The following is a 25,992-nucleotide window of genomic DNA, read 5'->3' as shown; positions in this document are numbered from 1 at the left end:
CTTGCGTCCCCGGAGTGGCGCCCTCCATATCCACGCATGCCCGTGACGCCGCAAGCCTACCGCCCCGAGACCGCCCTGCTCGATCTCGGCGACGCCTTCTGGGATCCGGTGCAGGCGGCGGCGTTTCCTTCGGCCGAGCTGCGGTTCCGCAACGACCGCGCCGCGGACGAGGTCGGACTCGCCGGCCTTACCGACGAGGAATGGATCCGCCATTTCGGTCGCTTCGCGCCCCTGCCCGGTACGCTGCAACAGCCGCTCGCGCTGCGCTATCACGGGCATCAGTTCCGCCAGTACAATCCCGATATCGGTGACGGTCGCGGCTTCACCTTCGCGCAGCTGCGTGACGGCGGCGGCCGGCTGATGGACCTGGGCACCAAGGGGTCGGGCCAGACCCCCTATAGCCGGTTCGGCGACGGGCGGCTGACGCTGAAGGGCGGCGTGCGCGAGATCCTCGCCACGGAGATGCTGGAGGCGCTGAACGTACCCACCAGCCGTACGCTCTCGCTGATCGAGACCGGCGAGGAACTCGCGCGCGGCGACGAACCCTCGCCCACGCGATCGGCGGTGCTGGTGCGGCTTAGCCATGGCCATATCCGGATCGGGACGTTCCAGCGGCTCGCCTATCTCCAGGATGAGGAGGGCATGCGGCGCCTGGTCGGATACGTGCTACGGGCGCTGTATCGCGAGGACGGCGCCGACCCCGTCCGTCTGCTCGAACTGGTCGTGCAACGCGCGGCGACGCTCGCCGCCTCCTATATGGCGGCCGGCTTCGTCCATGGCGTGCTCAATTCGGACAATATCAACATCACCGGGGAGAGCTTTGACTATGGTCCGTGGCGGTTCGCCCCGACCTGGGATCCCGGCTTCACCGCCGCCTATTTCGATCATGCGGGTCTTTATGCCTTCGGTCGCCAGCCGGAGGCGATCCACTGGAACGTGATGCAGCTTGCCGCCTCGCTGCGCCTCGTGGCCGAGAGCGAGCCGCTGATCGAGACGTTGCAGACCTTCGCGTCACAGTATCAGGCTGCCGTCGCCAGGGCGCTGCTGTGGCGTATCGGGGTCTTGCCGCGCGATGCTGAGGCCGATCGCGCATTGGTCCAGACGTTTGAACGTGCGGTGCGCGCCACGTCCGCGCCGCTCGACAGACTGTTCTTCGATCTGTTCGGCGGCAAGCTGCCGGAGGACTATGGCCCGGAATGGGACGATTTGCGCACCGCGCTGGCCTCCCATGCCCCCCGCAAGTCCCGCGACCACGCCTATTGGCGGGGCGAGCCATGCGCGATGCTGATCGACGAGGTGGAGGCGATTTGGGCTCCGATCGCCGACGGAGACGACTGGTCGCGCCTGCATGCGAAGGTCGCCGCCATCCGCACGATGGGCGAAGCGCACGCATGACGGCGTCTTGTCGCCATGCCGGCCTTATTCTAACCGCCTAGGCTTGAGCGAGAGGGGCGACATGGCCGAGATCATTTCCCACGAACCCGCCACGGGTGCCGAATTGTGGCGTGCCCCGGTCGGCGACGTCGGTGCGGAAGTCGCCGCCGCGCGGGCGAGCTGGGCGCCCTGGGCGGCGCAGCCGCTCGCCGTGCGCATCGAAACGATGCGCCGCTTCGCCAATGTCGTGCGGCAACGTCATGACCAATTCAGCGAATTGCTGGCGCGCGAGACCGGCAAGCCGCTGTGGGAAGCGCGAACCGAGGTCGACACGGTCATCGCCAAGGTCGACATCTCCGTCACCGCCTATGCGGAACGGACCGCGCAGCGCCGTCTCGACTCGCCGATGGGCAGCCGCATGGCCCTGCGTCACAAGCCGCATGGCGTCCTTGCGGTGCTCGGCCCCTATAATTTCCCCGCGCATCTGCCCAACGGACATATCGTCCCGGCGCTGCTCGCGGGCAATGCGGTGATCTTCAAGCCGTCGGAGAAGACGCCGGCGACGGGCGCATTCCTGATCGATTGCTACCGAGCCGCCGGGGTACCGCAGGGCTGCGCCGGGCTCGTCATCGGCGGACCCGCGGAGGGCAAGGCCCTTGCCGAGCATCCCGACATCGACGGCCTGCTCTTCACCGGTTCGGCGCGGACCGGCATCGCGCTGAACCGGGCCTTCGCCGCCAAGCCGGAGAAGATATTGGCGCTCGAGATGGGCGGCAACAATCCCATCGTCGTCTGGGATACGCCGGACCTCCACGCCGCCGCGGTACTCGTCGTCCAATCCGCCTTCACCACGGCGGGCCAGCGCTGCACCGCCGCACGCCGTCTCATCGTCGACACCAGAATGTTCGATCCGCTGGTCGACACGATCAACCAGATGATCGGCCGGCTCATCGTCGGCAGCCCGTTCGACGATCCCCAGCCCTTCATGGGGCCGGTGATCGACAATGCGACCGCCGACATGCTCACCGAGAGCTTCCTGGAACTGATGATGCGCGGCGGCCGTCCGATCCGCCATCTTCAGAGGCTGTCCGACGACCGCCCCTTCCTCGTCCCCGCGCTGATCGACACCACGGGCATGGCGGACCGGCCCGACATCGAGCTGTTCGGCCCCATCCTGCAGGTCATCCGCGCCGACGACTTCGATCAGGCGATCGCGGAGGCGAACAACACACGCTACGGCCTGTCGGCGTCGCTGATCAGCCAGACGCCCGCGCTCTACGACCGCTTCTGGGCGAACATACGGGCGGGAATCGTCAACTGGAACCGTCCGACCAATGGCGCGAGTTCCGCCGCGCCCTTCGGCGGTATCGGCTGGTCGGGCAACCACAGGCCCAGCGCCTATTACGCCGCCGATTATTGTGCTTATCCGGTGGTCAGCAACGAGGCGGACTCCGCCCGCGCCAATATCGGGATCGGCCTTCGCGACGCATGAGATAGCTGCCCTACCGCCGGCCCAAGCATCGCTCCGTTGCCGGCGTGGCGCGGCAAGCGCATCTCCCCATCATGGCTACGCTTCTCGATCCGGGCGCGCGCGGACGCGTCATACTCGTCGGTGCCGGGCCCGGCGATCCCGGGCTGCTCACCGTGCGCGCCGTGGAGGCTTTGCGCGGGGCGGACGTCGTCGTACACGACGGCCTGATCGACCCGCGCGTCCTCGACCTCGCGCCGCAGGCGGCACAGCGCATTTCCGTGGCCAAGAGGCGGGCCCGGCACACGTTGCCACAGGAGGCGATCAACGCGCTGATCGTCGCCCACGTGAAGACGGGCAGCGTCGTCGTCCGGCTGAAGGGCGGCGACCCGTTCATCTTCGGCCGCGGCGGCGAAGAGGTGGAGGCGGTGCGCGCGGCAGGCCTGCCGGTCGAGGTTATCCCCGGCGTGTCCGCCGCACTGGGCTGCGCGGCCGAGGCGATGCTGCCGCTGACGCACCGCGACCATAGCAGCGCGGTGAGCTTCGTGGCCGGGCAGTGCAAGGGCCTGTCGGAACAGGACTGGGCCGGCCTCGCCGGCCAGGGGCGCACGCTCGTCATCTATATGGGGGTTGCCACCGCCGGCGACATCGCGGACAAGCTGATGGCGGACGGCGTCGCGCCGGACATGCCGGTCGCGGTGCTGGAACGTGGCACGCTGTCCGGCAGCCGCGCGCTGCGGACATTGCTTGCCGACCTCGGTCCGATGGTTGCGCGCGAGACGGTGCAGAGCCCCGCGATCATCGTCGTCGGCGAGGTCGTCGAGCTGTCCGACGCCCAGGACAAGCTCGCCCGTTGGGCGCGCGTCGCCGAGGGCCTGTCGGCATGAGGCTGCTGACGGGCAACGACCTCGCGACCGGCGACGTCGTCTGGTGGAGCGGACAGGGCTGGTCGCGGCATGTCGAGGATGCGGTCGACGTCGGCGCGTCCGGTGAGGCGATCCTGCAAGCGGAGGAAGGCGCCCGGCGCGTCAACGTCCCCTATCTGATCGATGCGACGCCCACGCCGGACGGACCTCGCCCCGCGCATATCAAGGACCGCATCCGGGCGCTCGGCCCCACGGTGCGGCCGGACCTGACGCTGAAGCCCGCGGATCCGCTGGCGGGCAACTGGGTCATCTGACGAACGCCCTTCCCGCTAAGGCGCGGGTCGGCCCAACCATTTCCTGCCCCGCTCGGGGCGGGAGGAAGACGCAAGATGTACCGTTACGACGAATATGACCAAAGCATCGTCGACGCGCGCGTCGACGAATTTCGCGATCAGGTGGAACGCCGCCTGTCGGGGCAGCTGACGGAGGACCAGTTCAAGCCGCTGCGGCTGATGAACGGACTCTATCTGCAGTTGCACGCCTATATGCTGCGCGTCGCGGTGCCCTATGGCACGCTCGACAGCCGCCAGATGCGGATGCTCGCGCACATCGCGCGCACCTATGACCGGGGCTACGGCCACTTCACGACGCGGCAGAACATCCAGTTCAACTGGATCAAGCTGGCGGACGCGCCAGATATCCTCGCCGAGCTGGCGACGGTCGAGATGCATGCCATCCAGACCAGCGGCAATTGCATCCGCAACATCTCCGCCGATCAATATGCGGGCGCCAGCGCCGACGAGGTGGCGGACCCGCGCCCCTGGGCGGAGCTGATCCGGCAATGGAGCACCTTCCACCCGGAATTCAGCTATCTGCCGCGCAAGTTCAAGATCGCGGTGATCGCCGCTGAGGAAGATCGTGCGGCCATGCGGCTGCACGACATCGGCATCCGGCTGGTCGCGCAGGACGGCGGGATCGGCGCGCAGATCTACGTGGGTGGCGGCATGGGCCGCACGCCGATGATCAGCCACCTGATCCGCGACTTCGTCGCCGCCGACGATCTGATGAGCTATCTCGAAGCGTGTCTACGTGTCTACAACCGATACGGACGGCGCGACAACATCTACAAGGCGCGCATCAAGATCCTGCTTCACGAGATCGGCGCGGACGAATATCGTCGCCAGGTCGAGGAGGAGTTCGTCGCGGTCAAGCAGCTCGGCCTCGATCCGCCCCGCGCCGAGCTCGAGCGGATCGCCGCGATGTTCGCAGCCCCCGCCTTCGAGACCGGCCTGTCGGCGCATGTCGAGCGCGACGACCCCGATTTCGCCGTCTGGATCGATCAGAACGTCCGGCCGCACAAGGCGCCGGGCTATGCGATCGTCAACGTCAGCCTCAAACCCGTCGGCGGTATTCCGGGCGATGCCTCCGCGGACCAGATCGACCGTCTCGCCGACCTCGCGCAGCGCTATTCGTTCGACGAACTGCGCGTCACCCATGCGCAGAACATCGTGCTGCCGCATGTCCGCCAGCGCGATCTCCAAGACCTGTGGCGCGCGCTCGTCGAGGCGGGGCTCGCGGAGCCCAACCTCGACCTCATCACCGACATCATCGCCTGCCCCGGCCTCGATTACTGCAGCCTCGCCAACGCACGCTCGATCCCGCTCGCGCAGAAGATCGCGACCCGCTTCGCCGATCGCGACCGGCAGCGGGAGCTGGGCGAACTGAAGCTCAAGATCTCGGGCTGCATCAACGCCTGCGGCCACCATCACGCCGGGCATATCGGCATTCTCGGCGTCGATCGGAAAGGCACGGAAAACTACCAATTGTCGCTGGGCGGCTCCGGCGCCGAGGACGTCAGCCTCGCCAAGATCACCGGGCCGGGATTCGACGAGGACGGGGTGGTCGACGCGATCGAGCGGGTCACCGACCGCTATCTGGCCGAGCGGAAGGCGGGAGAGCGTTTCCTGGACACCTATCGGCGCGTCGGCTTCGCACCGTTCAAGGAGGCGATCTATGGCTGAGGCAATGCTCCGCTTCCGCGACGACGAAGCGCAGGACGAACCCGCGGTCACGCTCGACGCCTTCCTCGGCCAGAGCAACGCCACCGCCGTGCGGCTGGAGGCCGGAGAGGATGCGCGGGCGCTCGTCCCGCATCTCGATCGGCTGCGGCTGGTCGAGGTGAGCTTCCCCACGTTCCGCGACGGTCGCGGCTATTCCTCCGCGCGTATCCTGCGCGAGGCGGGATATACGGGCGAGCTGCGCGCCGCCGGCGATGTCCTCGTCGATCAGCTGCCGCTGATGCGGCGCTGCGGCTTCGACGGGTTCGCGCCGCAGGTGCCGCTCGACGATGCGGCCGTCGCGCGCGCGCTCGATCGCTATGCCTACCGCTACCAGGCCGCCGCGGACGATAGCGTACCGGTGTGGAAGCGCCGTCATGGGTGAGCCCCGGCGACAGGTCGACGTCATCGATACGCTGCCCGCCTTCACGCCCGCCGATGCGGAGGCACTGGAGCGCAGGTACGCCGGCGTCGCTGCGCCGGCGATGCTCCGCGACCTTCTCGCGGGGCCGTTGAACGGTCGCGTCGCGGCGGTATCGTCGTTCGGCGCCGAATCCGCCGTGCTGCTCCACATGGTCGCGGCGATCGACCCGGACCTCCCCGTCATCTTCACCAACACGCAGAAGATGTTCGGAGAGACGCTCGCCTATCGTGACATGCTGGTCGAGCGGCTCGGCCTTACCGATCTTCGCGTCTATCGGCCCGATCCCCGACGGATCGCCGATCGCGACGCCGCGGGCACGCGCTGGTCCTACGACCCCGACGGTTGCTGCGCGCTGCGCAAGGTCGAGCCGCTGGCGCGCGCGCTGGCGCCCTTCGACGCCTGGATTTCAGGCCGCAAGGGCTTCCAGGCCGGTACCCGCGCCGCCCTGCCCCGGTTCGAAGACGATGCGGGTCGTATAAAGATCAATCCGCTCGCGGACTGGTCCAAGGCGGACCTCGATGCCTATTTCGCCGACCACGACCTTCCCCGCCACCCCTTGGAGGCACAGGGATATTTGTCGATCGGATGTGCGCCCTGCACCAGCAAGGTGCGACCTGGCGAGGACCCCCGCGCGGGTCGTTGGCGCGGCTGGGACAAAGTGGAATGCGGCATCCATGTTGCCCCAATTGTCGGCGATGCGCCGCGTCCTGAGTAAAAGTCGGCGCGTGTGCCGTCGCCATCAAGCAATGTTTAATTGATCTGGATCATCATCGCGGTGATGATGTTGCCGATCGATAATTTCACCATCTGCTTTGCCGCCGCGCTGATCGCCTTCACGTTCGGCGCGGCCTTTCTGGTGCTGTGGACGCGCTACCTCTACGCGGGATACCTTCTGGAATGGTCGGCGGCGGGCCTGGCCTATGGCGCGGGCATCCTGGCCCAGCTGATGCCGCCGGCGCCCGTGTCGCGGCCGTTGGGCGTGCTCAGTTACCTGCTGCTGGCCGGATCGACGGCACTGATCGTCAGCGGCATCCGCCGGTTCGAGCGGACACCGCTTTCCGTGGCGATGACCGCCGTCATCGCGCTACCGCCGCCCGCCGCCTTCGCCCTCGGATCGCTGTACCTTCCCGCCGGGAGCATCACCATCCCCGCGGCGATCGCCTTGACGCTCTCGCTGACGATGGGTGGCGTCAGCCTTGCCCGCGCCCTGCCCGTGCCGCACACCGGCTGGCGCCGGATCGTCGGCTGGACGATGCTCGGCTTCGTCCCGAGCTATCTCGTTTCGCTCGCCAGCCATTTCCATCAGGACGCGGCGCTCGATGCGGCTGCCCGGGTCGCCTACCTCAGCCACATTCCGTTGTTGTTGATCGTCTATGTCGGCCTGCTGGCGATGCCGGGCGCCCGCGCCATCGGAAGACTGCGTGCCAGTGGCTATCGCGACGCGCTGACCGGATTGCGGAACCGGGCCTGGCTGACCGACCACGGCCCGGCATGGGCCAGGAACGGGACGGCCATCGTCATCATCGATGTCGATCATTTCAAGCAAATCAACGACACACACGGTCATGAGGCCGGGGACATCGTCCTTGCGCGGATCGCCAAGGTCTTGAAGACCGAGGCGGACGGGTTCGGCGGCGAAGCCATACGTCTGGGCGGCGACGAATTCCTCGTCCTCCTGCCGGCGCAACCGACCGGCATGACCGGATTGGCCGGACGGTTCGCAGCGATGAGCAAGTCGCACGACGAAGTACCCGCGTGGCGGTTCAGCTTCGGGATCGCGCGCTGGAGCGACGACGATCATGCGCTGCAAGCGACGATCGGTCGGGCCGACCGTGAACTCTATGCGGCGAAGCGCGCGCGGGTGATCGCGCGCGCCGCCTGAAGTCGGGGCCGCCGCCCTCAGGCGAGGGAGGCGGCGTCCGGATCAGTTGGTGGATACGGTCGTCGTGGTCTTTTCCGTCACTGTCGGCGCGCGCTTGGTCGTACGATGATGTACGACGCGGCGAACCGTGCGGCGGGGGGCGGCCTGCGTCGTGCTGGCCGACGCGACCTTCGTCGTTTCGGTCGTCACAGTCACCGGCTGCGGTGCGGGCGCCGGCGCGGGAGTCGCCGCGGCAGTGCGCGCCGCCGCGGCATCCGCGGCCGCGGCGTCGGCCGCCTGCTCGGCGGCAGCGGCACGGGCATTTGCATCGGCGGCCTGACGCTCCGCGGCGGCCGTCGTCGCGGCCGCCGCGGCGACGTCCGCCGCCTGCGACTGCGCCTGCTGCTTCTGCGACAGGCCTATCGCGGTATCGGCGATTTCGGATGCACGATGCGCATCGGCGATCGCCTGTTCCTTGTGACTGCCCTTCAGGTCGTCCTCCGCGGTCCGCAATGCGGCCTGCGCCTGGGCGACGAGGCGGGGCACGTCGCCAGCGGCATTGATCGTACCGAGGGTTTCGACCTTGCCGCGCGCCTCAGCGATCGCGGCCCGGGCGCGATCCGTCTTGCCCTCGGCAAGGGCTGGGCCGGCGATCAGCGCCAGACCGGACACGGCGGTCGCCAGTTTCAGGAACCTGTGCATCTTCGCTCCTCCTGCAATGAACAGGAGGCGGAAACGAGTTCACATCCGCGCAGGTTCCGCCGCGGTCCTATCGCTCAATAGCCGGCATAGTCCGAGAAGCGCGTGATCGTCGGGTCAAACTTCAGGACCACCTTGCCCGTCGCGCCATGACGTTGCTTGGCGACGATCAACTCGGCGAGGCCATAGACGCGCTCCATGTCGGCGGCCCATTTGGCGTGATCTTCGAAGATCTTGGTATCGTCGCCCTCCATCGGACGCTTGGGCTCGCGCTGCGCGGTGTAATAGTCTTCGCGGAACACGAACCAGACCATGTCCGCGTCCTGCTCGATCGATCCCGATTCGCGCAGATCGGACAGCATGGGCCGCTTGTCCTCGCGGCTTTCGACCGCACGGCTCAGCTGCGACAGCGCCAGCACCGGCACGTTCATGTCCTTGGCCAGCGTCTTCAGACCGCGGCTGATTTCGGAAATTTCCTGCACGCGATTCTCGTTGCTGCCCTTGCCGCTGGTCAGCAGCTGCAGATAGTCGACGACGACGAGGCCGATCTGGTTGTTGTGCCGGCGCTGCAGCCTGCGGACGCGCGTGTGCAGCGCACTGATCGACAGGCCGCCCGTGTCGTCGATGAAGAAGGGCAGGTTTTCCAGTTCGGCGGCAGCGGCGGCGAGCTGGCCGAACTCCGCCTTGCTGATCTTGCCCATGCGTAGGTTCTCGGAACTGATGCCCGATTGTTCCGCGAGGATACGCGTCGCCAGCTGATCCGCGCTCATTTCGAGGCTGAAGAACGCGACCTTCGCGCCGACCGATTCGCTTGGGGGGATGCCGTTCGCCATGTCGCGCATCCAGCGCCGCGCCGCATTGAAGGCGATGTTGGTCGCCAGCGACGTCTTGCCCATGCCCGGGCGGCCGGCGAGGATCATCAGATCCGAATGGTGCATGCCGCCGATCTTCGCATTGACCGAATCGAGGCCGGTCGTGACGCCCGACAGGTTGCCGCCGGAATTCAGCGCGCGTTCGGCCATCTTGACCGCCATGGTCGTCGCCTGCGCGAAGCTCTTGATCGAGTTCTCGACCCCGCCGTCACCCGCGACCTTGTACAATTCCTCCTCGGCGGCCTCGATCTGAGCGCGGGGATTGACCTCCTCCGACGTGTCCATCGCCCGCTCGACCAGCGTCCGGCCGACGCTGACTAGCGCGCGGAGCATTGCGAGATCGTAGATCTGGGTGGCGAACTGGCGGGCGCCGATCAGGCCGGCGCCCGATCCCGTCAGCTGCGCCAGATAGGCGGGACCGCCCAGCTCCTTCATGCCCTCGTCGGCCTCGAACATCGGTCGAAGCGTGACAGGAGTCGCAAGCATGTCATTGGAACGAAGCGTTTTTATTGCGGCGAAGATACGCCCGTGAACCGGTTCGTAGAAATGCGCGGGCTCCAGTCGGTCGACCAGGTCGTCGGCGAGCCGATTGTCGATCATCATCGCGCCGAGCATCGCGGCTTCCGCCTCGACGTTGCGGGGCAGGTGCATCGGTTCGGCCGCAGCCGCGGGGGTCGGGAATGCCAGAGTCGCCATTCGCCCCTCATACCCCCGGGGATCGGTGCGCGACAAACTCGGAATTGTCGTATGCGGCCAACGCCTCTATCCGACGACGATGCCCGATCCGCGCATCATCGCCATCGACCTCGACGAGACCAGCATCGGCTGGCGCTCCGCCGACGTCGAGCAGGAGCGGCGGATCGCGATCTTCGACATTCTCGAAGGGAATTACTTCGCTCCGCAGCGCGTCCATCCGGACGGCTATGCGGGTCCCTACCGCATACGGCTCGAATCGGCGGAGGGGCGGCTGGGCATCCACATCCATCGCGCCGACGACTCGCATCTCGAGACGCTGGTCCTGGCGCTCGGCCGATTCCGTCGGCCGATCAAAGATTATTTTGCCATTTGCGATAGTTACTACCAGGCGATACGGGCGGCGACCCCGCAACAGATCGAGACCGTCGATATGGCCCGCCGCGCCATCCACAATGATGCCGCCGACATGCTCCGCGACCGCCTCGCCGGGAAGATCGACGTCGATTTCGACACCGCGCGGCGTCTGTTCACCCTCATCTGCGTCCTACATCTGCGCGGCTGATGGCCTACGCATTCCTCAAGGGCGTCGGCGCTTTGATCGCGGCAGGCGCGATCGCCATCGCCGGCTGGAGCTATGCGACGGCGTGGCATCCCGGCGCCGAGCGTTACCCGTTGCAGGGCATCGATCTGGACCGGAACCCGCGCCCGATCGAGTGGGGAATGGTGCGGGCACGCGGCGCGGATTTCGCCTATCTCGTCGCCACCGACGGCGCCGATGTCCGCGATGCGGCCTTCGAATGGAATTGGTCCGCGCTTCCCGAGGCGGGTCTGCGGCGGGGCGCCGTCCACCTCTATTCCTTTTGTCAGCCTGCCGTCGCGCAGGCCAACGCCTTCAACGCGTTCGTTCCCCGCGCGGCGGATGCGTTGCCGCCGGCCGTCGACATCTCGTTCAGGGACGATTGTCCCGATCGCCCCGAGCGCGCGAAGGCGGTCGCGGAGCTGACGCGCTTCATCGCGATGGTGGAGACGCATATGCGCAAACCCGTGCTGCTGCGCGTCGCCAAGCCCGTCGAGCGGGCGTATCAGATCAGCGGCGCGATCGACCGCCCCTTGTGGGCGATCGGCAACATCCTTGCGCCGTCCTACGCCAAACGCCCGTGGCGCATGTGGCGATCGAGCGATTTCCGCCGCATCGACGGCATCGAAGGCCCCGTGAACTGGGACGTAGTAGCATCATGACCAATACGCCTGACTCCGACGTCCACCGGCTCATCGCCGCTGCCAGGACCGCGGCGGCGAATGCCCATGCCCCCTATTCGCGGTTCGCGGTGGGGGCCGCGCTGTTGATGACCGACGGCAGCATCGTCCAGGGGGCAAATGTCGAGAACGCGAGCTACGGCCTGTCGCTCTGCGCGGAGACGGTCGCGATCGCTACGGCCAGTGCGGCGGGACGGCTGCGCGACGTGGTGGCAGTGGGCGTCATCGGCGGTGCGATGGATGCGGACGGACGCGCGACCGGAACCGCGCCCGTCAGCCCCTGCGGCAGGTGTCGCCAGGTGCTGAACGAAGCCGCGCAAATGGGCGGTCGCGACATCGTGATCCACTGCGGCGCAGCGGAGGGCGAGGCGGTCGCGAGCTACCGCCTGTCGCAGCTCCTTCCGGTCGCATTCGGACCCGCGGATCTGGGGATCGGCTGACGCTTCGCCGGACCATCCTGCGGCGGAGCATGGTGGATACGCCGCGGGGCTGACACGGTGCCGGTTCGTCCCCGCTCGCTGTCTCCAATGCGCACAGCCGCTCGGGGCGTCCCCTCGCCTTGCCGTTTGCAAGACCCCGCCCGTCGCGGAGGATGGCGCGCGGACGCGGACACGCACGACGCTTGCGGGGCGCGTGTTGACATCCGTGCGTGCGCATCGACCTCGCGCCTGCACGCAAAATAGGCGGTCCCGGCGCCATCAATCGGCAAGGACTCAGCTCGAAGCGGCTGTCGGAAGCGTCCCCGGCGCGCGCTTGCCCTCGACGCGCCTGCACGCGCGCTCGGTGGTCCTGGTGCCATCAATCCGCGAAGGCGCCCCAACTCCAAGCATTTGTCGCAGCCGCCCCCGGCGCCCGCTTGCCGTCTACGCGCCTGCACGCGCGCTCGGCAATCCTGATCCCATCAATCGGCAAGGGCAACCCAGCTCGAGGCGTTCGTCGTAGCCGCCCCCGGCGCGCGCTTTCCCTCGACGCTCCTGCACGCACGCTCGGCGGGCGTGGTACCAGCAGCCGTTAAGGGCCACCCTGCTCGGGGCGTTCGTCGCAGCCGCGCCTGGCGCGCGCTTGCCCTCGACGCGCAATCCGGCGATGGAACGCGCGTCCGCCTGGGGGAAATGCCGATGTCCATTCTGTCCGATCGCTGGATTCGTGAGGCTGCGCAGCAGCAGGGCATGATCGAGCCGTTCGTCGAAGCGCAGCGGCGCGACGGCTGCATCAGCTACGGCCTCTCCTCCTACGGCTATGATGCGCGCGTGGCGGATGAGTTCAAGATTTTCACAAACGTCGACAATGCGTTGGTCGACCCGAAGGACTTCGCCTCGAACAGCTTCGTCGATCGCAAGACCGACGTATGCATCATCCCGCCCAACAGCTTCGCCTTGGCGCGTACGGTGGAATATTTCCGCGTGCCGCGCGATGTCCTGGTCATCTGCCTCGGCAAGTCCACCTATGCGCGCTGCGGGATCATCGTCAACGTGACCCCTCTCGAACCAGGCTGGGAGGGCCACGTTACGCTCGAATTCTCCAATACGACGCCCCTGCCCGCGAAAATCTATGCCAACGAGGGCGCGTGCCAGTTCCTCTTCCTCAAGGGCAACGAACCGTGCGAGGTCAGCTATGCCGACCGCGCCGGCAAGTACATGGGCCAGCGCGGCGTCACCCTCCCGAGGCTATAGGCTTCGTCCGCGACAGCCCCGATCGCGACAGCACGGATCGGGGAAAGCGGAACGGCGACGTCCCGGCCGCGTCCTCACTTCCAAGATACGATCATCGCAGGCAGGTTCGCCCACCGTCGGCCCGATGCCGTGCGACACGCGTGATGCGACTGATCCAAACACCAGCGTAGACGGAGCCGTCGAAATCGGGTCGGTACGGTGCACTACCCGCTTACCGTGATGCGATCGGCGGGGCCGTCCATCATCATCGCGACAGCTAATGCGGGCTCGGTCCGGCGTGGCGTGCCGCTGCAATGGGCGTCGGCGCACGCCGCCGTCGGGACAACCCGCGAGCGAATGACCTCGCGTAACCTCAGCCCGCTACCGTGGATGGCCGGCACACGGTAGCGACGCCTCGACGCATTGCCGTCCCATGATCCCTGCATATCGGACCGGCCCGCGGCGCAACGGTTGCGAACGACGACGAAGCGGCATGCAGAAAGTCGCCGGGCGTACCCCGACCACATTGGCGTCCCGGCCGCCCGATGAACGCCGCGCGCGGCAATCGTTGCAGGCACGGAAAAAGGCGGCCTCCGAAGAGGCCGCCATGCTCACGTCCGATACAGAAACGTATCAGAAGTCGTTGCGATACTGCTCGTTCCCGATGAAACCAAGCTTGGTCACGTTCGAACGCTTGATCACCGCCAGCGTCTCGTCGACCTTTTCGTACTTGGCCGTGGGATCGGGCTGGAAGTGCAGCTCGGGCTCCGGATTGATGTTGGCCGCAACGTCCAGATACTGACGCAGGGTCACCAGATCCACCGGCGTGCCGTTCCACGACACGGTTCCGGCCGCGTCGATCGTGATCTTGTTCTTCTGCGGGTCGACGGGCGGCTTCTGCTGCCGCGGGTCGTTGACCGGCAGGTCGACCTTGACCGCATGGGTCGGGATCGGAAGGGTAATGATGAACATGATGAGGAGCACGAGCATGACGTCGATCAACGGCGTCGTGTTCATCTCCATCATCGGCTCGCCGTCGTCGCGGCCACCACTCATTGCCATATCGGCTTACTCCACTCCTGGCCGCAGCTTATGCGCCGCCGCCGGCCGGCGGTTGCGAGATGAATCCGACGCGCGCGAAGCCCGCCTGCTGCATCGTGTAGATCGTGCCGCCCACGCACTTGTACGGCGTGTTCACGTCACCACGGATATGCGCTTCCGGCAGTTCGAGCGCGGGGTTGCCCGGGCCGCCCTGGCGATCGATCTCCGCCTTCAGCTTGGCAACGGCGCGATCCAGCAATTCCTTGCTCGTCACCGGCGCCGTGCCCCAATACACCGCGCAGCTGCCGTCCGGCTTGGTCGTGACCGAGAGGGATACGTTCTCGGGCTTGGTCACGGTCGGGTCGAAGCGGACCTGGGGCAGCTTGATGCCCTTGACGGTCTGGATCGCCACAGGAACCGCGATCAGGAAGATGATGAGCAGAACCAGCATCACGTCCACGAGGGGCGTGGTGTTGATGTCCGACATCGGTTTTTCGGGGTCGCCCCCGCCAGCACTCATCGCCATGCGCGATCCATCCTATCCATTCAATGTGGCCGACGCCTGATACATCGGCCGGGGTGCGGGACGACGCGGACGCCGTCCCACCCCTCTTTCATTCTTACGAACGGGTCTGCACGCCGCCCGCCTGACCGGCGGTCGTGGTCGCCGCCGCCGGCTTCACCGGCGCCTTGGGCGCCGCACCGGCGATCGACGGCTTCACCGCGCCGTTCGAGGCGAGGAAGCCCAGCACGTCGTTCGAGAAGGCCGACAGGTCTTCTGCGATCGACTTGTTGCGACGCTGCAGCCAGTTGTAGGCGAGCACGGCCGGAACCGCGACGACCAGACCGAGCGCGGTCATGATGAGCGCCTCACCGACCGGACCGGCGACCTTGTCGATCGACGGATCGCCCGATGCGCCGATCTTGATCAGCGCGCGGTAGATGCCGACCACGGTACCGAACAGACCGATGAACGGCGCGGTCGCGCCGACGGTCGCGAGGAACGCCAGACCACCGCCCAGCTTCGAGTTGATCGCCGCTTCCGAACGGGCCAGCGAACCGTGCAGCCAGTCATGCGCCTCGACCGGATCGGTCAGCTTCGCATGCTGCTCCTGCGCCGCCAGGCCGTCGTCGACCAGCTGCTTGTAGGCCGAGTTCTTCTCGAGCTTGGCCGAGCCTTCCTTCAGGCTGTTCGACTGCCAGAAGCCCTGGCGGACGCGCTTCGCCTGGTTGAGGATCTTCTGCTGTTCGAAGAGCTTCGAGAACAGGATGTAGAAGGAGACGACCGACATCAGGACCAGGATCGAGAACACCGACTGCGAGATCAGGCCGCCTTCCTTGAGCGCCTGCTGCAGACCGAACTGGTTCTCGGCGGCCGCGGTGCCGCCCGCCGCGAGGATGGTGGTGAGCATTGTGAGTAATCCCTCTCGTTCAATTGGTAATTCGGTGACCGGACTCTGTCCGGCCACCGTAAAGATCATTCGTTCTCGAGCTTCCAGCGAACGCCGCGGAGCGGGTATGTCGATTCGATCGCGTTACCGCTGGCGTCCTTGGCCGGGTTGAAGCGGCCGTTGCGCTTGGCGAGGTTGCACGTCGCCGTATCGAGATCCGAGTTGCCGCTGGACGACGTTACCGAGCAGGCGGTCACGCGACCGTTGGTCCCGACCGTAACCGACACGCTGACGCGGCCCTCCGCACCGGCGCGACGCGCCGCGGGCGGATAGCTGTCCTGCGGGAACCACGAGCTCTGGTCGCCACGGACACTCACCGGCGATGCGACGCGCGGCGGAGCCGGCGGCGCGGCCGGCGGCGCGGGCGGTGCAGGCGGCGCCGCGATCGGGGTCATGTTGATGACCGGCGGCGGCGTCGGCACCGTCGCGATGACGACGGGCGGCGGGTTCGGGTTCTGCACGATCGGCGGCGGCGAGACGACCGGAGGCGGCGTCATCGGCGTGTCGGGCGGCGGCGGCGGCGGCTCGTCCGGCGGCGGGGGCGGCGGCTCCTCAACGTCGAACGTGTTAAGCTTTTCTTGGGCCTTCTTCACGAAATTGGTCGCAAGACCAGTGACGAAGGCATAGCCCAGTGCAGCATGGATCAGCGCGACGATGACGATCGCGACCACCCTGCCACCGGACATCTTCTGGTCAGCATAGGCCATTCAGCAACGACACTCCCTCAATCTCGGTTCGCGGTCGCCCCGGGGGAGAACGCACGCGACCCCTGCCACGGCTGTCGCCGCGCTTCGCAGTGGCATAGTCCTATCGCCACGCCCGTCGACACGCAAACGCTTTGTCGGACGCAACAAACGTACAATCGGCTTGCGACACTTTTATTTCTGTATCGTTCAGGGCGTCAGAGCTAGGGAAAGCCGCATGAATCGCGCTTTTCGCCTCGCCTTCCCGCTCGCGGGCTTCCTGCTCGCTCTCCCCAATTCCGCCATGATTCGGGCTCAAGCTGTCGCCTCTGCGGATCGCGAATCGGAAATGTCTCGCGATGCAACGCCTTACGCCGACCTGGTAGATCTCGTTTCGGCCTCGCCGATCATTGCCGACGCGACGATCAGGTCCGCCACCCGGCTAAAAGGCGCGGACGCGGCCGGCGTCTCCCCCGGGCGGAGCCGCTTCTACGTCGAGGCGGACGTTTCCGCCCTTGTCCGTGGTGCCGACGGGCTGCCGCCCCGGATCGGCTATATCGTCGACGTGCTTCCCGACGCGAACGGCAGTCCGCCGCGCCTGAAGAAGGCGCGGGTGCTGCTGTTCGCGAGACCGGTGCCGTCGACGCCTGCACAGGTCCAGCTGGTCACGCTGGACGGCCAGAGGTGGTGGAACGCCGACGACGATCGGCGCGTGCGGCAGATCGCGCGCGACCTGGTGGCGAGCGATGCGCCGCCTGTCATCACCGGTGTCGGCAATGCCTTTCACGTTCCCGGCGCCCTGCCGGGGGAGAGCGAGACACAGGTGTTCCTCACGACGGCGAACGGCGCGCCCGTCTCGCTGTCGATCCTGCGCCGGCCGGGAGAACAGCCGCGCTGGGCGGTCGCGCTCTCCGAGATCGTCGACGAAGCCGCGGGGCCGCCGGCGCGTGACACGTTGCTGTGGTATCGCCTCGCCTGCGCGCTCCCCGCGGCGCTGCCGGCGCGCAGTACCGCGGCGCTCGCCGCCGCCGACGCGGCCGCAGCGCAGGAGGATTATGCGCTGGTGATCGCGCGGCTGGGCCGATGCGGACGCGCGCGCGGCGCTACGCCGGCGCCTGGCGGCGATGGCGGACCAGCCTGATCCCGATCGCCTCGCCCGCTTCCGCGATCGCCAGCTTGACGATCTTGACCTCGACGCGCAGCACGCGGGGGTCGCCGATCAGCAGGGTTTCGCAGATATGGTCCGCGACGGCTTCGACCAGCGTGAAGTGCACGCCGGGCGGCAGTGCGGTCGTCGCGGCGTGCTTCAGGTCGAGGTAGTTCTTCGACGCCGTCAGCGGCGTGTCCGGCGCGAAATGGTCCTGACAGACGAGATCGACCGTGATCGAGATGCGCAACGGCTGCGGAAGGTGCGTTTCCTCCGAATATATGCCGGTGAGAACCTGGACCTCGAGATCGTGGACCTCCAGCTGAAGCGTGTCTTGCATGGCGCCGCCCCTAGGCCCGGCGGACGAGCACGGCAATGGCCGCGCGTGTCGGCGCGTCCCGCCCCGCCACGATCCTGCTTGCGCTCGCGAGACCGGGGCGGCATGCGCGCGCCTCCGCCTTCCCTCGTCCGCTTCATGTCCGGAGCTCGTCCGTGATCGCCTTCGTGCCGCTCAGCACCGTCGATGCCACCGCCGTCGAGGCGCTTCTCGACCGCGCCTTCGGTCCGGGGCGCCATGAGCGCACCGCCTACCGGGTCCGCGGCGACGGCGCCGGCAGGGCGATCGCATCGCTCAGTTTCGCCGCGGTCGACGATGCCGTCCTCGTCGGTACGATCCAGTGTTGGCCGGTCCTCCTCAAGGCGGATGACGGGACCGAGCACGACATGGTGATGATCGGCCCCGTCGCCGTCGCACCCGAACGGCAACGTGACGGCATCGGCCGCATGCTCATGACGCACGCCCTGCGGGCCGCGCACGACACCGGCCGCGACGGCGCGATGATGCTGATCGGCGATCCGGAATATTACGGCCGCTTCTTCGGGTTCGACGCCGCCCGCACGGGCGCCTGGCGGCTTCCCGGTCCTGTGGAGATGCGGCGCCTGCTTGCCAAGGGCGATGCCGTGCCGACGCAGGCGGGAATGGTGTCCCCGGCCGGCGCGGCGGTCGCCTGAACCTTTACGACTTCGCCGCGTGCCCCTACCTCCCGGTCCATGCCGATGGACGCATTGCCCGATCTTGCCTCGCTCAGCCTCGCCGAGATCGCCGCTTTGGTCGATCAACGGCGTCTTCCGCCGGTCGAGAAGTGGGATCCGCAGCATTGCGGTGACAGCGAGATGCGCATCGCGGCCGACGGCACCTGGTTTCATCAGGGCAGCCCGATCGGTCGCGCCGCGATGGTCCGGCTGTTCTCCACGATCCTGCGGCGAGAGGCGGACGGGCGCTACGTCCTCGTCACCCCGGTCGAGAAACTGGACATCGCCGTCGATGACGTGCCGTTCGTGGCGGTCGGGATGAAGGCCGAGGGCGAGGGACGAGACGCGAGGCTGGCGTTCCAGCTGAATACCGGCGATCTGGTCACCGCCGATGCCGATCATGCGCTGCGCTTCGAGCAAGGCTCGGACGGCCCGCGCCCCTATCTGCACGTGCGTGCCGGGCTGGAGGCGCGTCTCGCACGTCCGGTCTATTACGAGTTGGCGGAGCGTGCCCTCGCTGGCGATGCGACGCCGGCCGGCGTATGGAGCGGGGGTGCCTTCTTCCCTCTGGACGTCGCGGCATGATGCTGGCCAAGCGGCTGCGCGACGCGCTCGACGCGGGGAGCCGCGATGCGCCGGTCTTGCTGACCGGCGACAATCGCGAGCTCGAGACGCGGGAGGACGCCGATCTGACGCCCGCCGCCGTGCTGGTCGCGATCACCGATCGCCCGCGGCCGGGCGTGCTGCTGACGCAGCGCACGGAGACGCTGCGCAATCATGCGGGGCAGGTCGCCTTTCCCGGCGGACGTCTCGACCCCGGCGAAACCGCCGTCGAGGCCGCGGTGCGCGAAGCCGCCGAAGAGATCGCGCTGCCTCCTTCCGCCGTCAGCGTGATCGGACCGATCGACCGATATCTGACCGTGACCGGCTTTGCCGTGACCCCGGTGCTCGCCACCGTTCCCGCCGACCTGCCGCTGCGCGCGAGCGAGGCGGAGGTGGCCTCCGTATTCGAGGTTCCGCTCGACTTCCTGCTCGATCCGGCCAATCAGCGGGAAGCCAGCGCGATGTGGAAAGGCCGGCGGCGTCATTACTATGAAATCCTCTGGGAAGATCGCCGCATCTGGGGCGCGACCGCCGCGATGATCGTCAACCTGTCGCGCAGGCTGGCCTGGCCACGCGAGGCTGCCTGACGTGAACCTGCCCCTGGACGCCATCCGCCGCCGCGACGGCTTCGACGCGCTGGTCGACGCGATCGGCGGCCCCGACGCCGCGCGCCTCGTTGGCGGCGTTGTTCGCGACACGCTGCTAGGGCTCGCGCCGGCGGATATCGACCTTGCCACGACGGTGCCCCCCGCCGAGGTGATGGAGCGGCTCGCGGCCGCCCGCATCCGGGCGATCCCTACCGGCATCGCGCACGGCACGGTTACCGCGGTGCTGCCGTCGGGACCGGTCGAGATCACCACGTTGCGCCGCGACGTGGCGACCGACGGCCGCCATGCGATCGTCGCCTTCACCGACACATGGCGCGAGGATGCCGCCCGGCGCGACTTCACGATCAACGCGCTTTATGCGGACCCCCGCTCCGGTGAAGTGTTCGACTATTTCGGCGGCCTCGACGACCTGTCCAACGGGCGCGTCCGCTTCATCGGCGACCCGCTGCAGCGGATCGCCGAGGATCATCTGCGCATCCTGCGCTTCTTCCGCTTCCATGCGCGATTCGGCGACGCGATCGACGCAGAGGGGCTGGCCGCATGTCGCCTGCGCGCCAACGACCTGATGGCATTGTCACGGGAACGGATCGCCGCCGAGCTGCTCAAGCTGCTGGTCGCTGCGAAGGCGATCGACGTCGTCGACGTCATGATCGAACACGGCGTGCTGCGCGCGGTGCTGCCCGAGATTACCGATGCCGCCCCGCTCGCCGCGCTTGCCGCACGCGAAGCGGCAGCCGGCATCACGCCCGACCCGATCCGTCGCCTCGCCGCGCTCGTTCCCGCAGACGCGGCGGACGCGATCGGCGCGCGGCTGAAACTGTCCAACGCCGACCGCAAGCGGCTGATCGCCGCGACGCAGGGCGAAGGCGAAGAAGGGCCTCGCGCCCTCGCCTATCGCGTCGGATCCGAGAGCGCGATCGATCGGCTGCTGCTCGCGGGACGCTCGGTGGAGGCATTGCGCGATTGGCAGCCGCCGCAATTGCCGATCGGCGGCGGTGCGCTGGTGCAGCGCGGGCTCGCCAAGGGCCCGGCCGTCGCCGCCGCGCTGAAGAGGATCGAGACGGCCTGGATCGCGGAAGGCTTTCCCGGTGCGGCACGCGTGGCGGCCATCGCGGATCGCGAGGTCGCGATCGGGCTCGACGCCTGATTTCGGTTCCTGATGCGTTCGCGACCGTTCGGCGCGGTGCCAATGGCCGGGCCGACCGACCGGCCGCCAGGCCCTACGCGACGGTGGATTGCCCTCTGATGCGCTTCACCAGCGCGAGCGCGTCCGCCGCTTCGAGCGGTCGGGCATAGAGATAGCCCTGACCATAAGTGCAGCCCAGCGCGGCGAGCGTTTGCGCAAGCTCGTTCGACTCCACGCCCTCGGCCGTGGTCTTCATGCCCAGCGCCTGCGCGAGGCTGAGGATCGCACGGACGATGGCAATCTTGTCCCTGTCTGCAAGCATTTCGGTCACGAAGCTGCGATCGATCTTGAGAATGTCGATCGGAAGCTGCTGCAGATAGGCGAGATTGGAATAGCCGGTGCCGAAATCGTCCATCGCCAGCACGGTGCCGAGCGAGCGCAGCGCGTGCATCGCCTGCGCCGTGCGATCCGGGTCGCTGACGATCGCGCTTTCGGTCAGTTCGAGCGTGAACCGCTCGCCCTGCAACCCGTGCCGGATCAGGCTGCCCTCTACCACCGAGGCGATGTCGTCGCGCTGGATCTGGATGGCCGACAGGTTGACCGCCATGCGCATGCCGCAATGGCCGCCGCATGCCTCGTCGAGCCAGACGAGCGTGCGCGCCGCCTCTTCCATCGCCCAGCGGCCCAGCGGCACGATGAGACCCGATTCCTCCGCCACGGGGATGAAGGTGCCGGGATCCTGCTCCACCCCGTCGTTATCGCACCACCGCGCGAGCGCCTCGAACGAGACGATCTCGCCGCTCGAGAGGTCGCAGATCGGTTGAAACGCCAGGCGGAGCTGCGATTGTTCGATCGCACGCCGCAGCGCGGTTTCCATCGCGAACTGTTCGCGCGCGATGGCGAAGGCATCGGTCTGGTAGGACTCGACCTGCGTCCCGGCCTTGGCCGCCTTGACGGCGAATTGCGCGTTTCGGATCAGCTCCTCGACATCGTCGATCGCGTCGTCGCCGTGCGCGATGCCGATCGCGCAATCGACGCCGATCTCATAATCGCTAAGTCGGAACGGCGCGGCCAGCGCGCGTCGAATACGGTCCGCCAGCTGATCCGCCTCGCTTTGCACCGTATCGATGCCCATCAGCACACCGAACTCGTCGCCGCCGATCCGCGCGAGCGAATCGCGCGCACGCAGCGCGCCCTTGATCCGGCGCGCGACCGTGATCAGCAGCTCGTCACCGGCCAGTCCGCCGAGACAGGCGTTGAGCCGTCCGAAGCGATCCAGATCGATGACAAGTACCGCGTGCCGGCGACCATCGGCCTGGATCGCTTCGATAAGATCGCTGAACCCCTCGCGGTTCGGCAAACCGGTCAGGCTGTCCGTCGTCATCTCCCGCCGCAGCGAGCGTTCCGTGTGGATCTGCGCGGTCAGATCGACGAGGCCGATCTGGCAACGATCGCGCACGGTCGAAGCAGGCCGGGCGAGCGTTACCCGGTAATAGCGACAGTCGATCACCTCGCCGATCGACCAGTCGAAATCGCTGCGCAGGTCCGTCGAACGCAGGAAGGCATCGATACGCGGCGCGAGCGCATGGATCATCGCCGATCGTTCCGCGACGACCCCCAGTCCGGCAAGCCGATAGGCGCGGTTGAAACTGAGAAAACCGAAGCCTTCGCCGTCACGAACCACCTGCACCGCGGGAATCGGGATCAACTCTAGGTCCTGCGCGAGCATCTCCAGCTCGGCAGACTGCGTCGTCGCGACATCGGTCGGGGCGCTTGCCATGCGAGCCTGCTACCGCACGATCGTTAAGACGCGCTGAAGGCCGCCCGTGAAAAGCGCTCGTCCGACGGGCGCGATCAGCCCCAGAAGCGATTGTCGCGCGGGAAGCCCGTCGGCGGCGTACGGCCAGCCGCACCACGCGCGGTGCGCCACAGCGACAAATCCGCTTCCGTCCGGATACGGCCCGTCTCGCCCCCCATCGGCCAGCTCAGTCCCTGCGCGAACACGAACGTCGTGGCATCCGAAAGGCTTCCCTCGCGGAACCGCTGGATCTGGACCCCCTGCCCACGGCTCATCACCGGCAGCTCCTTGATCGGGAAGACCAGGAACTTGCGGTTGTCACCCACGGCGGCGACGTAATCCGCGTCCGCGGCGACCGGGCGCACGACGATCAGCTTGGCGCCGGCGCGCGGGGTCATCACCGTCTTGCCCTTGCGCGTCTCCGCGATCGTGTCCGCCACCGGAACGATGAAACCCCGTCCGTCGCTGGCCGCGATCAGCAACCGCTCCTGCGCGCGGGCGTTGAGGAAGGCGGCGACACCGACCGATCCATCGAGGTCGATCATCGCGCGAACCGGCTCGCCGAACCCGCGTCCACCCGGCAGCTTGTCGGCGGCAAGCGTGTAGAAACGCCCGTTCTCCGCCGCGAGCAGCAACTTGTCGGTGGTCTGCGCATGAAAGGCGAAGGCGGGGCCATCGCCCTCCTTGAACTTGAGCGTCTCCGCCGAGGCGAGATCGCCATGGCCCTTCATCGCGCGGATCCAGCCGCGCTGCGACAGGATGACGGTGATCGGCTCACGCTCGATCATCGCCTCCAGCGGGATGTCGCGCGTCGGCCCTGCCTCCTCGATCGCGGTACGCCGCTTGCCGAGGGCGGTTTCGGGACCGTAGCGTTCGCGGATCCGGCCGAGGTCGCGCTTCAGACGCGTGCGCTGCCGCGCTTCCGAGCCGAGCAGCGTCGTCAGCTCGGCCTGTTCCTTGTCGAGCTTGCCGCGTTCGCCCCGGATCTCGAATTCCTCCAGCCGGCGCAGCGAGCGCAGCCGCATGTTCAGGATCGCTTCCGCCTGCCGGTCGGTCAGCCCGAACTCGGCCATCATCACCTGCTTGGGCTCATCCTCCGTCCGGATGATCTCGATCACGCGGTCGAGATTGAGATAGGCGACGAGATAGCCGTCCAGCAGTTCGATCCGGTCCGCGATCTTGGCGAGGCGATGCTCGGTACGGCGCCGAAGGACGACGAACTGATGGTCGACCCAGGCCTTCAGCGCCTCGCGCAGCGACATGACGCGCGGCGTCCGATCGTGATCGAGGACGTTGAGGTTGAGGCCGAAACGCGTTTCCAGATCCGAGAAGCGGAACAGGCCGTCCATCAGGACCTGCGGATCGACGGTGCGGCTGCGCGGCTCCAGCACGATGCGGACGACCGCGTCCGATTCGTCGCGAACGTCCGCGAGGATCGGCAGCTTGCGTTCGTTGATGAGGGCCGCGATCTGCTCGATCAGCTTCCCCTTCTGGACGCCATAGGGAATCTCCGTGACGACCGCCTGCCAACCGCCGCCCTTCTCGCGCTCGATCTCCCACCGCGCGCGGATGCGGAACGAGCCGCGCCCCGTGGCGTAGCTTTCGGCGATCACCGCCTGCGGATCGACGACCAGGCCGCCGGTCGGGAAATCGGGTCCCTTCACATGATCCAGCACCATCGCGTCCGTGGCGTCCGGATGGTCGACGAGCATGATCGCCGCGTCCAGCAATTCGGCGGCATTGTGCGGGGGAATGTTGGTCGCCATGCCGACCGCGATGCCGGCGGCGCCGTTGGCGAGGAGGTTTGGAAACAGACCTGGGAACAGCTCGGGCTCCTGCTCCTCCCCATTGTAGGTCGGACGATAGGCGACGGCGTCTTCGTCCAGCCCATCCATCAGGTCGATCGCGACCTGCGTCAGCCGCGCTTCGGTGTAGCGATAGGCGGCGGCGTTATCGCCATCGATGTTGCCGAAATTGCCCTGTCCGTCGACGAGCGGGTAGCGCAAAGCGAAATCCTGCGCGAGGCGGACCATGGCGTCGTAGACCGACTGGTCGCCGTGCGGATGATATTTGCCGATCACGTCGCCGACGACGCGCGCGCACTTCTTGTAGCCCGCAGCGGGATCGAGGCGGAGCAGACGCATTGCCCAAAGCAGGCGACGGTGCACCGGCTTCAGGCCGTCGCGCACGTCGGGCAGCGAACGCGCGGTGATCGTCGACAATGCGTAGACGAGGTAGCGTTCGGACAAGGCACTGTCGAAGGGCGCGTCGAGCACGCCGATCGGCGGCTCCTGGAAATCGGTGGCCATAACGGGAACGATTAGCAGGTGCGGGGCGTGCGTCAAAGCGTCGAGCGTCCCCGCCCTGCAACGCCGCTTTGCGTGGCGGCGCCGGCCATCCTAGAGCTGGCGGATGCTCACCTGGGATGACCTGACCAGCCGCCCCCGCCCCGCCTGCGACGCGACGATCGTTTATGGCGAGGACGCGATGCATCGCATCGACCTGTGGCGGCCGGCGGGGGACGGACCGCATCCGGTCGTGCTGATGGTGCACGGCGGCTGCTGGCAGACGGAGATCGCCGATCGGCGGCTGATGGACTGGGCGGCGGACGACCTGCGCGCCGCAGGCTTCGCCGTGTGGAACATCGACTATCGCGGCGTCGACCGGGCGGGCGGCGGCTTTCCGGGCACGTTCCGCGACGTCGCGGCCGCGACCGACCTTCTGCGCGCGACGGCGGCCGAGTGGCGGCTTGACCCGTCGCGCCTCGTCGCGGTGGGACATTCGGCGGGCGGGCACCTGGCGCTTTGGCTGGCCGCACGCGGACGCCTTTCTCCAGCAAGCCCGTTGTTCACGGCGGACGCGCTCGGCGTACCGGAGGTGATCGCGCTCGGCGCCCTGCCCGATCTGGAAGCCGTGGCGGCCAGCCCCGACAATGGCTGCGGCACGGCGGTCATCGACCGTCTGGTCGGGACGGATCGCGCCAATCGTTTCACCGACACGTCGATCCCGCCGCTCCTGCCGCTCGGCGTCCGGCAACAGCTGGTCAACGGACGCGAAGATCGGATCATCCCCTACCGCTTCGCGACGGATTATAGCGCCGCAGCCGAGGCGGCGGGCGACGCCGTCGCATTGCACACGGTTCCCGCGACGGGGCATGTCGAACTCATCGCCCCCGGCACTGCCGCCTGGACGCTGGCCCGGCGGCTGGTCGCCGCCGCGCTGTCGCGCGGCTCCCCCGGCGGATGAGACGGGCCACCGCGCAACTTTTGTCGCCCCC

At 67.6% G+C, this 25,992-nt stretch carries 27 protein-coding genes; 18 read left to right on the top strand and 9 right to left on the bottom strand.

Features of this window, described 5'->3' with window-relative positions; all coding sequences use genetic code 11:
* Positions 1-36 precede the first annotated feature (36 nt).
* From IQ292_RS08165 to IQ292_RS08130, 8 genes are all read left to right on the top strand, one after another.
* Positions 37-1,395, top strand: a complete 1,359-nt coding sequence (locus IQ292_RS08165; RefSeq protein ID WP_203309835.1) for a protein adenylyltransferase SelO family protein — start codon at positions 37-39, stop codon at positions 1,393-1,395.
* A gap of 61 nt (positions 1,396-1,456) precedes the next feature.
* Positions 1,457-2,866, top strand: a complete 1,410-nt coding sequence (gene astD, locus IQ292_RS08160) for a succinylglutamate-semialdehyde dehydrogenase (protein WP_203309834.1) — start codon at positions 1,457-1,459, stop codon at positions 2,864-2,866.
* A 71-nt stretch (positions 2,867-2,937) separates the two neighbouring features.
* Complete coding sequence (gene cobA / locus IQ292_RS08155; RefSeq protein WP_203309833.1) at positions 2,938-3,729, top strand: uroporphyrinogen-III C-methyltransferase; 792 nt, start codon at positions 2,938-2,940, stop codon at positions 3,727-3,729.
* Entirely contained in the window at positions 3,726-4,022 is a 297-nt protein-coding gene (locus IQ292_RS08150) for a DUF2849 domain-containing protein (RefSeq protein ID WP_203309832.1), read from the top strand. The genes cobA and IQ292_RS08150 overlap by 4 nt, the downstream gene beginning before the upstream one ends.
* Before the next feature lie 75 nt (positions 4,023-4,097).
* The gene (locus IQ292_RS08145; protein WP_203309831.1) at positions 4,098-5,729 is read left to right on the top strand and encodes a nitrite/sulfite reductase; all 1,632 of its coding nucleotides are present in this window, start codon (positions 4,098-4,100) and stop codon (positions 5,727-5,729) included.
* Entirely contained in the window at positions 5,722-6,150 is a 429-nt protein-coding gene (locus IQ292_RS08140; protein ID WP_203309830.1) for a DUF934 domain-containing protein, read from the top strand. The genes IQ292_RS08145 and IQ292_RS08140 overlap by 8 nt, the downstream gene beginning before the upstream one ends.
* Entirely contained in the window at positions 6,143-6,904 is a 762-nt protein-coding gene (locus tag IQ292_RS08135; protein ID WP_203309829.1) for a phosphoadenylyl-sulfate reductase, read from the top strand. The genes IQ292_RS08140 and IQ292_RS08135 overlap by 8 nt, the downstream gene beginning before the upstream one ends.
* A 39-nt stretch (positions 6,905-6,943) precedes the next feature.
* Positions 6,944-8,071, top strand: coding sequence for a GGDEF domain-containing protein (locus IQ292_RS08130; RefSeq protein ID WP_203309828.1), 1,128 nt, complete (start codon positions 6,944-6,946; stop codon positions 8,069-8,071).
* A gap of 42 nt (positions 8,072-8,113) precedes the next feature.
* Here the strand turns inward: IQ292_RS08130 and IQ292_RS08125 are convergent, their stop codons facing one another.
* Together IQ292_RS08125 and IQ292_RS08120 are read right to left on the bottom strand one after the other, a co-directional pair.
* Positions 8,114-8,752 carry a hypothetical protein gene (locus tag IQ292_RS08125; protein ID WP_203309827.1) on the bottom strand — a complete coding sequence of 213 codons (639 nt, stop codon included), beginning with the start codon at positions 8,750-8,752 and terminating at the stop codon, positions 8,114-8,116.
* 74 nt (positions 8,753-8,826) lie between these two features.
* Positions 8,827-10,317 carry a replicative DNA helicase gene (locus tag IQ292_RS08120; RefSeq protein WP_203309826.1) on the bottom strand — a complete coding sequence of 497 codons (1,491 nt, stop codon included), beginning with the start codon at positions 10,315-10,317 and terminating at the stop codon, positions 8,827-8,829.
* Positions 10,318-10,396: 79 nt separating this feature from the next.
* Here IQ292_RS08120 and IQ292_RS08115 point away from each other — a divergent pair, with 79 nt between their 5' ends.
* From IQ292_RS08115 to dcd, 4 genes are all read left to right on the top strand, one after another.
* Positions 10,397-10,879: a UPF0262 family protein gene (locus tag IQ292_RS08115; protein WP_203309825.1), complete on the top strand. Its 483-nt coding sequence runs from the start codon at positions 10,397-10,399 to the stop codon at positions 10,877-10,879.
* Positions 10,879-11,556 carry a GH25 family lysozyme gene (locus IQ292_RS08110; protein ID WP_203309824.1) on the top strand — a complete coding sequence of 226 codons (678 nt, stop codon included), beginning with the start codon at positions 10,879-10,881 and terminating at the stop codon, positions 11,554-11,556. The genes IQ292_RS08115 and IQ292_RS08110 overlap by 1 nt, the downstream gene beginning before the upstream one ends.
* Complete coding sequence (locus IQ292_RS08105) at positions 11,553-12,014, top strand: cytidine deaminase (protein ID WP_203309823.1); 462 nt, start codon at positions 11,553-11,555, stop codon at positions 12,012-12,014. Before IQ292_RS08110 ends, IQ292_RS08105 begins: the two co-directional genes overlap by 4 nt.
* Positions 12,015-12,692: 678 nt before the next feature.
* Entirely contained in the window at positions 12,693-13,247 is a 555-nt protein-coding gene (gene dcd / locus IQ292_RS08100; RefSeq protein WP_203309822.1) for a dCTP deaminase, read from the top strand.
* Positions 13,248-13,859: 612 nt separating this feature from the next.
* On the opposite strand, the gene IQ292_RS08095 is transcribed toward dcd, so the two are convergent.
* From IQ292_RS08095 to IQ292_RS08080, 4 genes are all read right to left on the bottom strand, one after another.
* Positions 13,860-14,288: an ExbD/TolR family protein gene (locus IQ292_RS08095; protein WP_203309821.1), complete on the bottom strand. Its 429-nt coding sequence runs from the start codon at positions 14,286-14,288 to the stop codon at positions 13,860-13,862.
* Between the two features lie 28 nt (positions 14,289-14,316).
* Entirely contained in the window at positions 14,317-14,793 is a 477-nt protein-coding gene (locus IQ292_RS08090; protein ID WP_203309820.1) for an ExbD/TolR family protein, read from the bottom strand.
* 94 nt (positions 14,794-14,887) lie between these two features.
* Positions 14,888-15,679 carry a MotA/TolQ/ExbB proton channel family protein gene (locus tag IQ292_RS08085; protein WP_203309819.1) on the bottom strand — a complete coding sequence of 264 codons (792 nt, stop codon included), beginning with the start codon at positions 15,677-15,679 and terminating at the stop codon, positions 14,888-14,890.
* Positions 15,680-15,744: 65 nt separating this feature from the next.
* Positions 15,745-16,425: an energy transducer TonB gene (locus IQ292_RS08080; RefSeq protein ID WP_203309818.1), complete on the bottom strand. Its 681-nt coding sequence runs from the start codon at positions 16,423-16,425 to the stop codon at positions 15,745-15,747.
* 214 nt (positions 16,426-16,639) lie between these two features.
* Here IQ292_RS08080 and IQ292_RS08075 point away from each other — a divergent pair, with 214 nt between their 5' ends.
* Positions 16,640-17,542, top strand: a complete 903-nt coding sequence (locus tag IQ292_RS08075; RefSeq protein ID WP_238940922.1) for a hypothetical protein — start codon at positions 16,640-16,642, stop codon at positions 17,540-17,542.
* Here the strand turns inward: IQ292_RS08075 and IQ292_RS08070 are convergent.
* Positions 17,505-17,888 carry a dihydroneopterin aldolase gene (locus IQ292_RS08070; RefSeq protein ID WP_203309817.1) on the bottom strand — a complete coding sequence of 128 codons (384 nt, stop codon included), beginning with the start codon at positions 17,886-17,888 and terminating at the stop codon, positions 17,505-17,507. The genes IQ292_RS08075 and IQ292_RS08070 overlap by 38 nt on opposite strands.
* 152 nt (positions 17,889-18,040) lie before the next feature.
* On the opposite strand from IQ292_RS08070, the gene IQ292_RS08065 reads away from it, so the two are divergent.
* Genes IQ292_RS08065 through IQ292_RS08050 form a run of 4 tightly spaced genes read left to right on the top strand, consistent with a single transcriptional unit; the run spans position 18,041 to position 20,938 of the window.
* Positions 18,041-18,559, top strand: a complete 519-nt coding sequence (locus IQ292_RS08065; RefSeq protein ID WP_203309816.1) for a GNAT family N-acetyltransferase — start codon at positions 18,041-18,043, stop codon at positions 18,557-18,559.
* A 39-nt stretch (positions 18,560-18,598) separates the two neighbouring features.
* Entirely contained in the window at positions 18,599-19,165 is a 567-nt protein-coding gene (locus tag IQ292_RS08060; protein ID WP_203309815.1) for a DUF1285 domain-containing protein, read from the top strand.
* Positions 19,162-19,770 (top strand): CoA pyrophosphatase, encoded by a 609-nt coding sequence (locus IQ292_RS08055; RefSeq protein ID WP_203309814.1) that lies wholly within the window; start codon positions 19,162-19,164, stop codon positions 19,768-19,770. The genes IQ292_RS08060 and IQ292_RS08055 overlap by 4 nt, the downstream gene beginning before the upstream one ends.
* Positions 19,763-20,938: a CCA tRNA nucleotidyltransferase gene (locus IQ292_RS08050; RefSeq protein ID WP_420853671.1), complete on the top strand. Its 1,176-nt coding sequence runs from the start codon at positions 19,763-19,765 to the stop codon at positions 20,936-20,938. The genes IQ292_RS08055 and IQ292_RS08050 overlap by 8 nt, the downstream gene beginning before the upstream one ends.
* Before the next feature lie 73 nt (positions 20,939-21,011).
* Here IQ292_RS08050 and IQ292_RS08045 read toward each other — a convergent pair whose 3' ends face one another.
* Both IQ292_RS08045 and parC read right to left on the bottom strand, forming a co-directional pair.
* On the bottom strand, positions 21,012-22,697 hold the full coding sequence (locus IQ292_RS08045) for a putative bifunctional diguanylate cyclase/phosphodiesterase (RefSeq protein ID WP_203309812.1): 1,686 nt from the start codon (positions 22,695-22,697) through the stop codon (positions 21,012-21,014).
* A gap of 74 nt (positions 22,698-22,771) precedes the next feature.
* Positions 22,772-25,024 carry a DNA topoisomerase IV subunit A gene (parC, locus tag IQ292_RS08040; protein ID WP_203309811.1) on the bottom strand — a complete coding sequence of 751 codons (2,253 nt, stop codon included), beginning with the start codon at positions 25,022-25,024 and terminating at the stop codon, positions 22,772-22,774.
* A gap of 103 nt (positions 25,025-25,127) precedes the next feature.
* Between parC and IQ292_RS08035 the strand changes: the two genes are divergently transcribed.
* Positions 25,128-25,961 (top strand): alpha/beta hydrolase, encoded by an 834-nt coding sequence (locus tag IQ292_RS08035; protein WP_203309810.1) that lies wholly within the window; start codon positions 25,128-25,130, stop codon positions 25,959-25,961.
* The last annotated feature ends 31 nt before the right edge of the window (positions 25,962-25,992 follow it).

The organism is Sphingomonas beigongshangi (genome assembly GCF_016820445.1).
GTDB lineage: Bacteria > Pseudomonadota > Alphaproteobacteria > Sphingomonadales > Sphingomonadaceae > Sphingomonas > Sphingomonas beigongshangi.
This window is presented reverse-complemented; position numbering and strand designations above follow the sequence as displayed.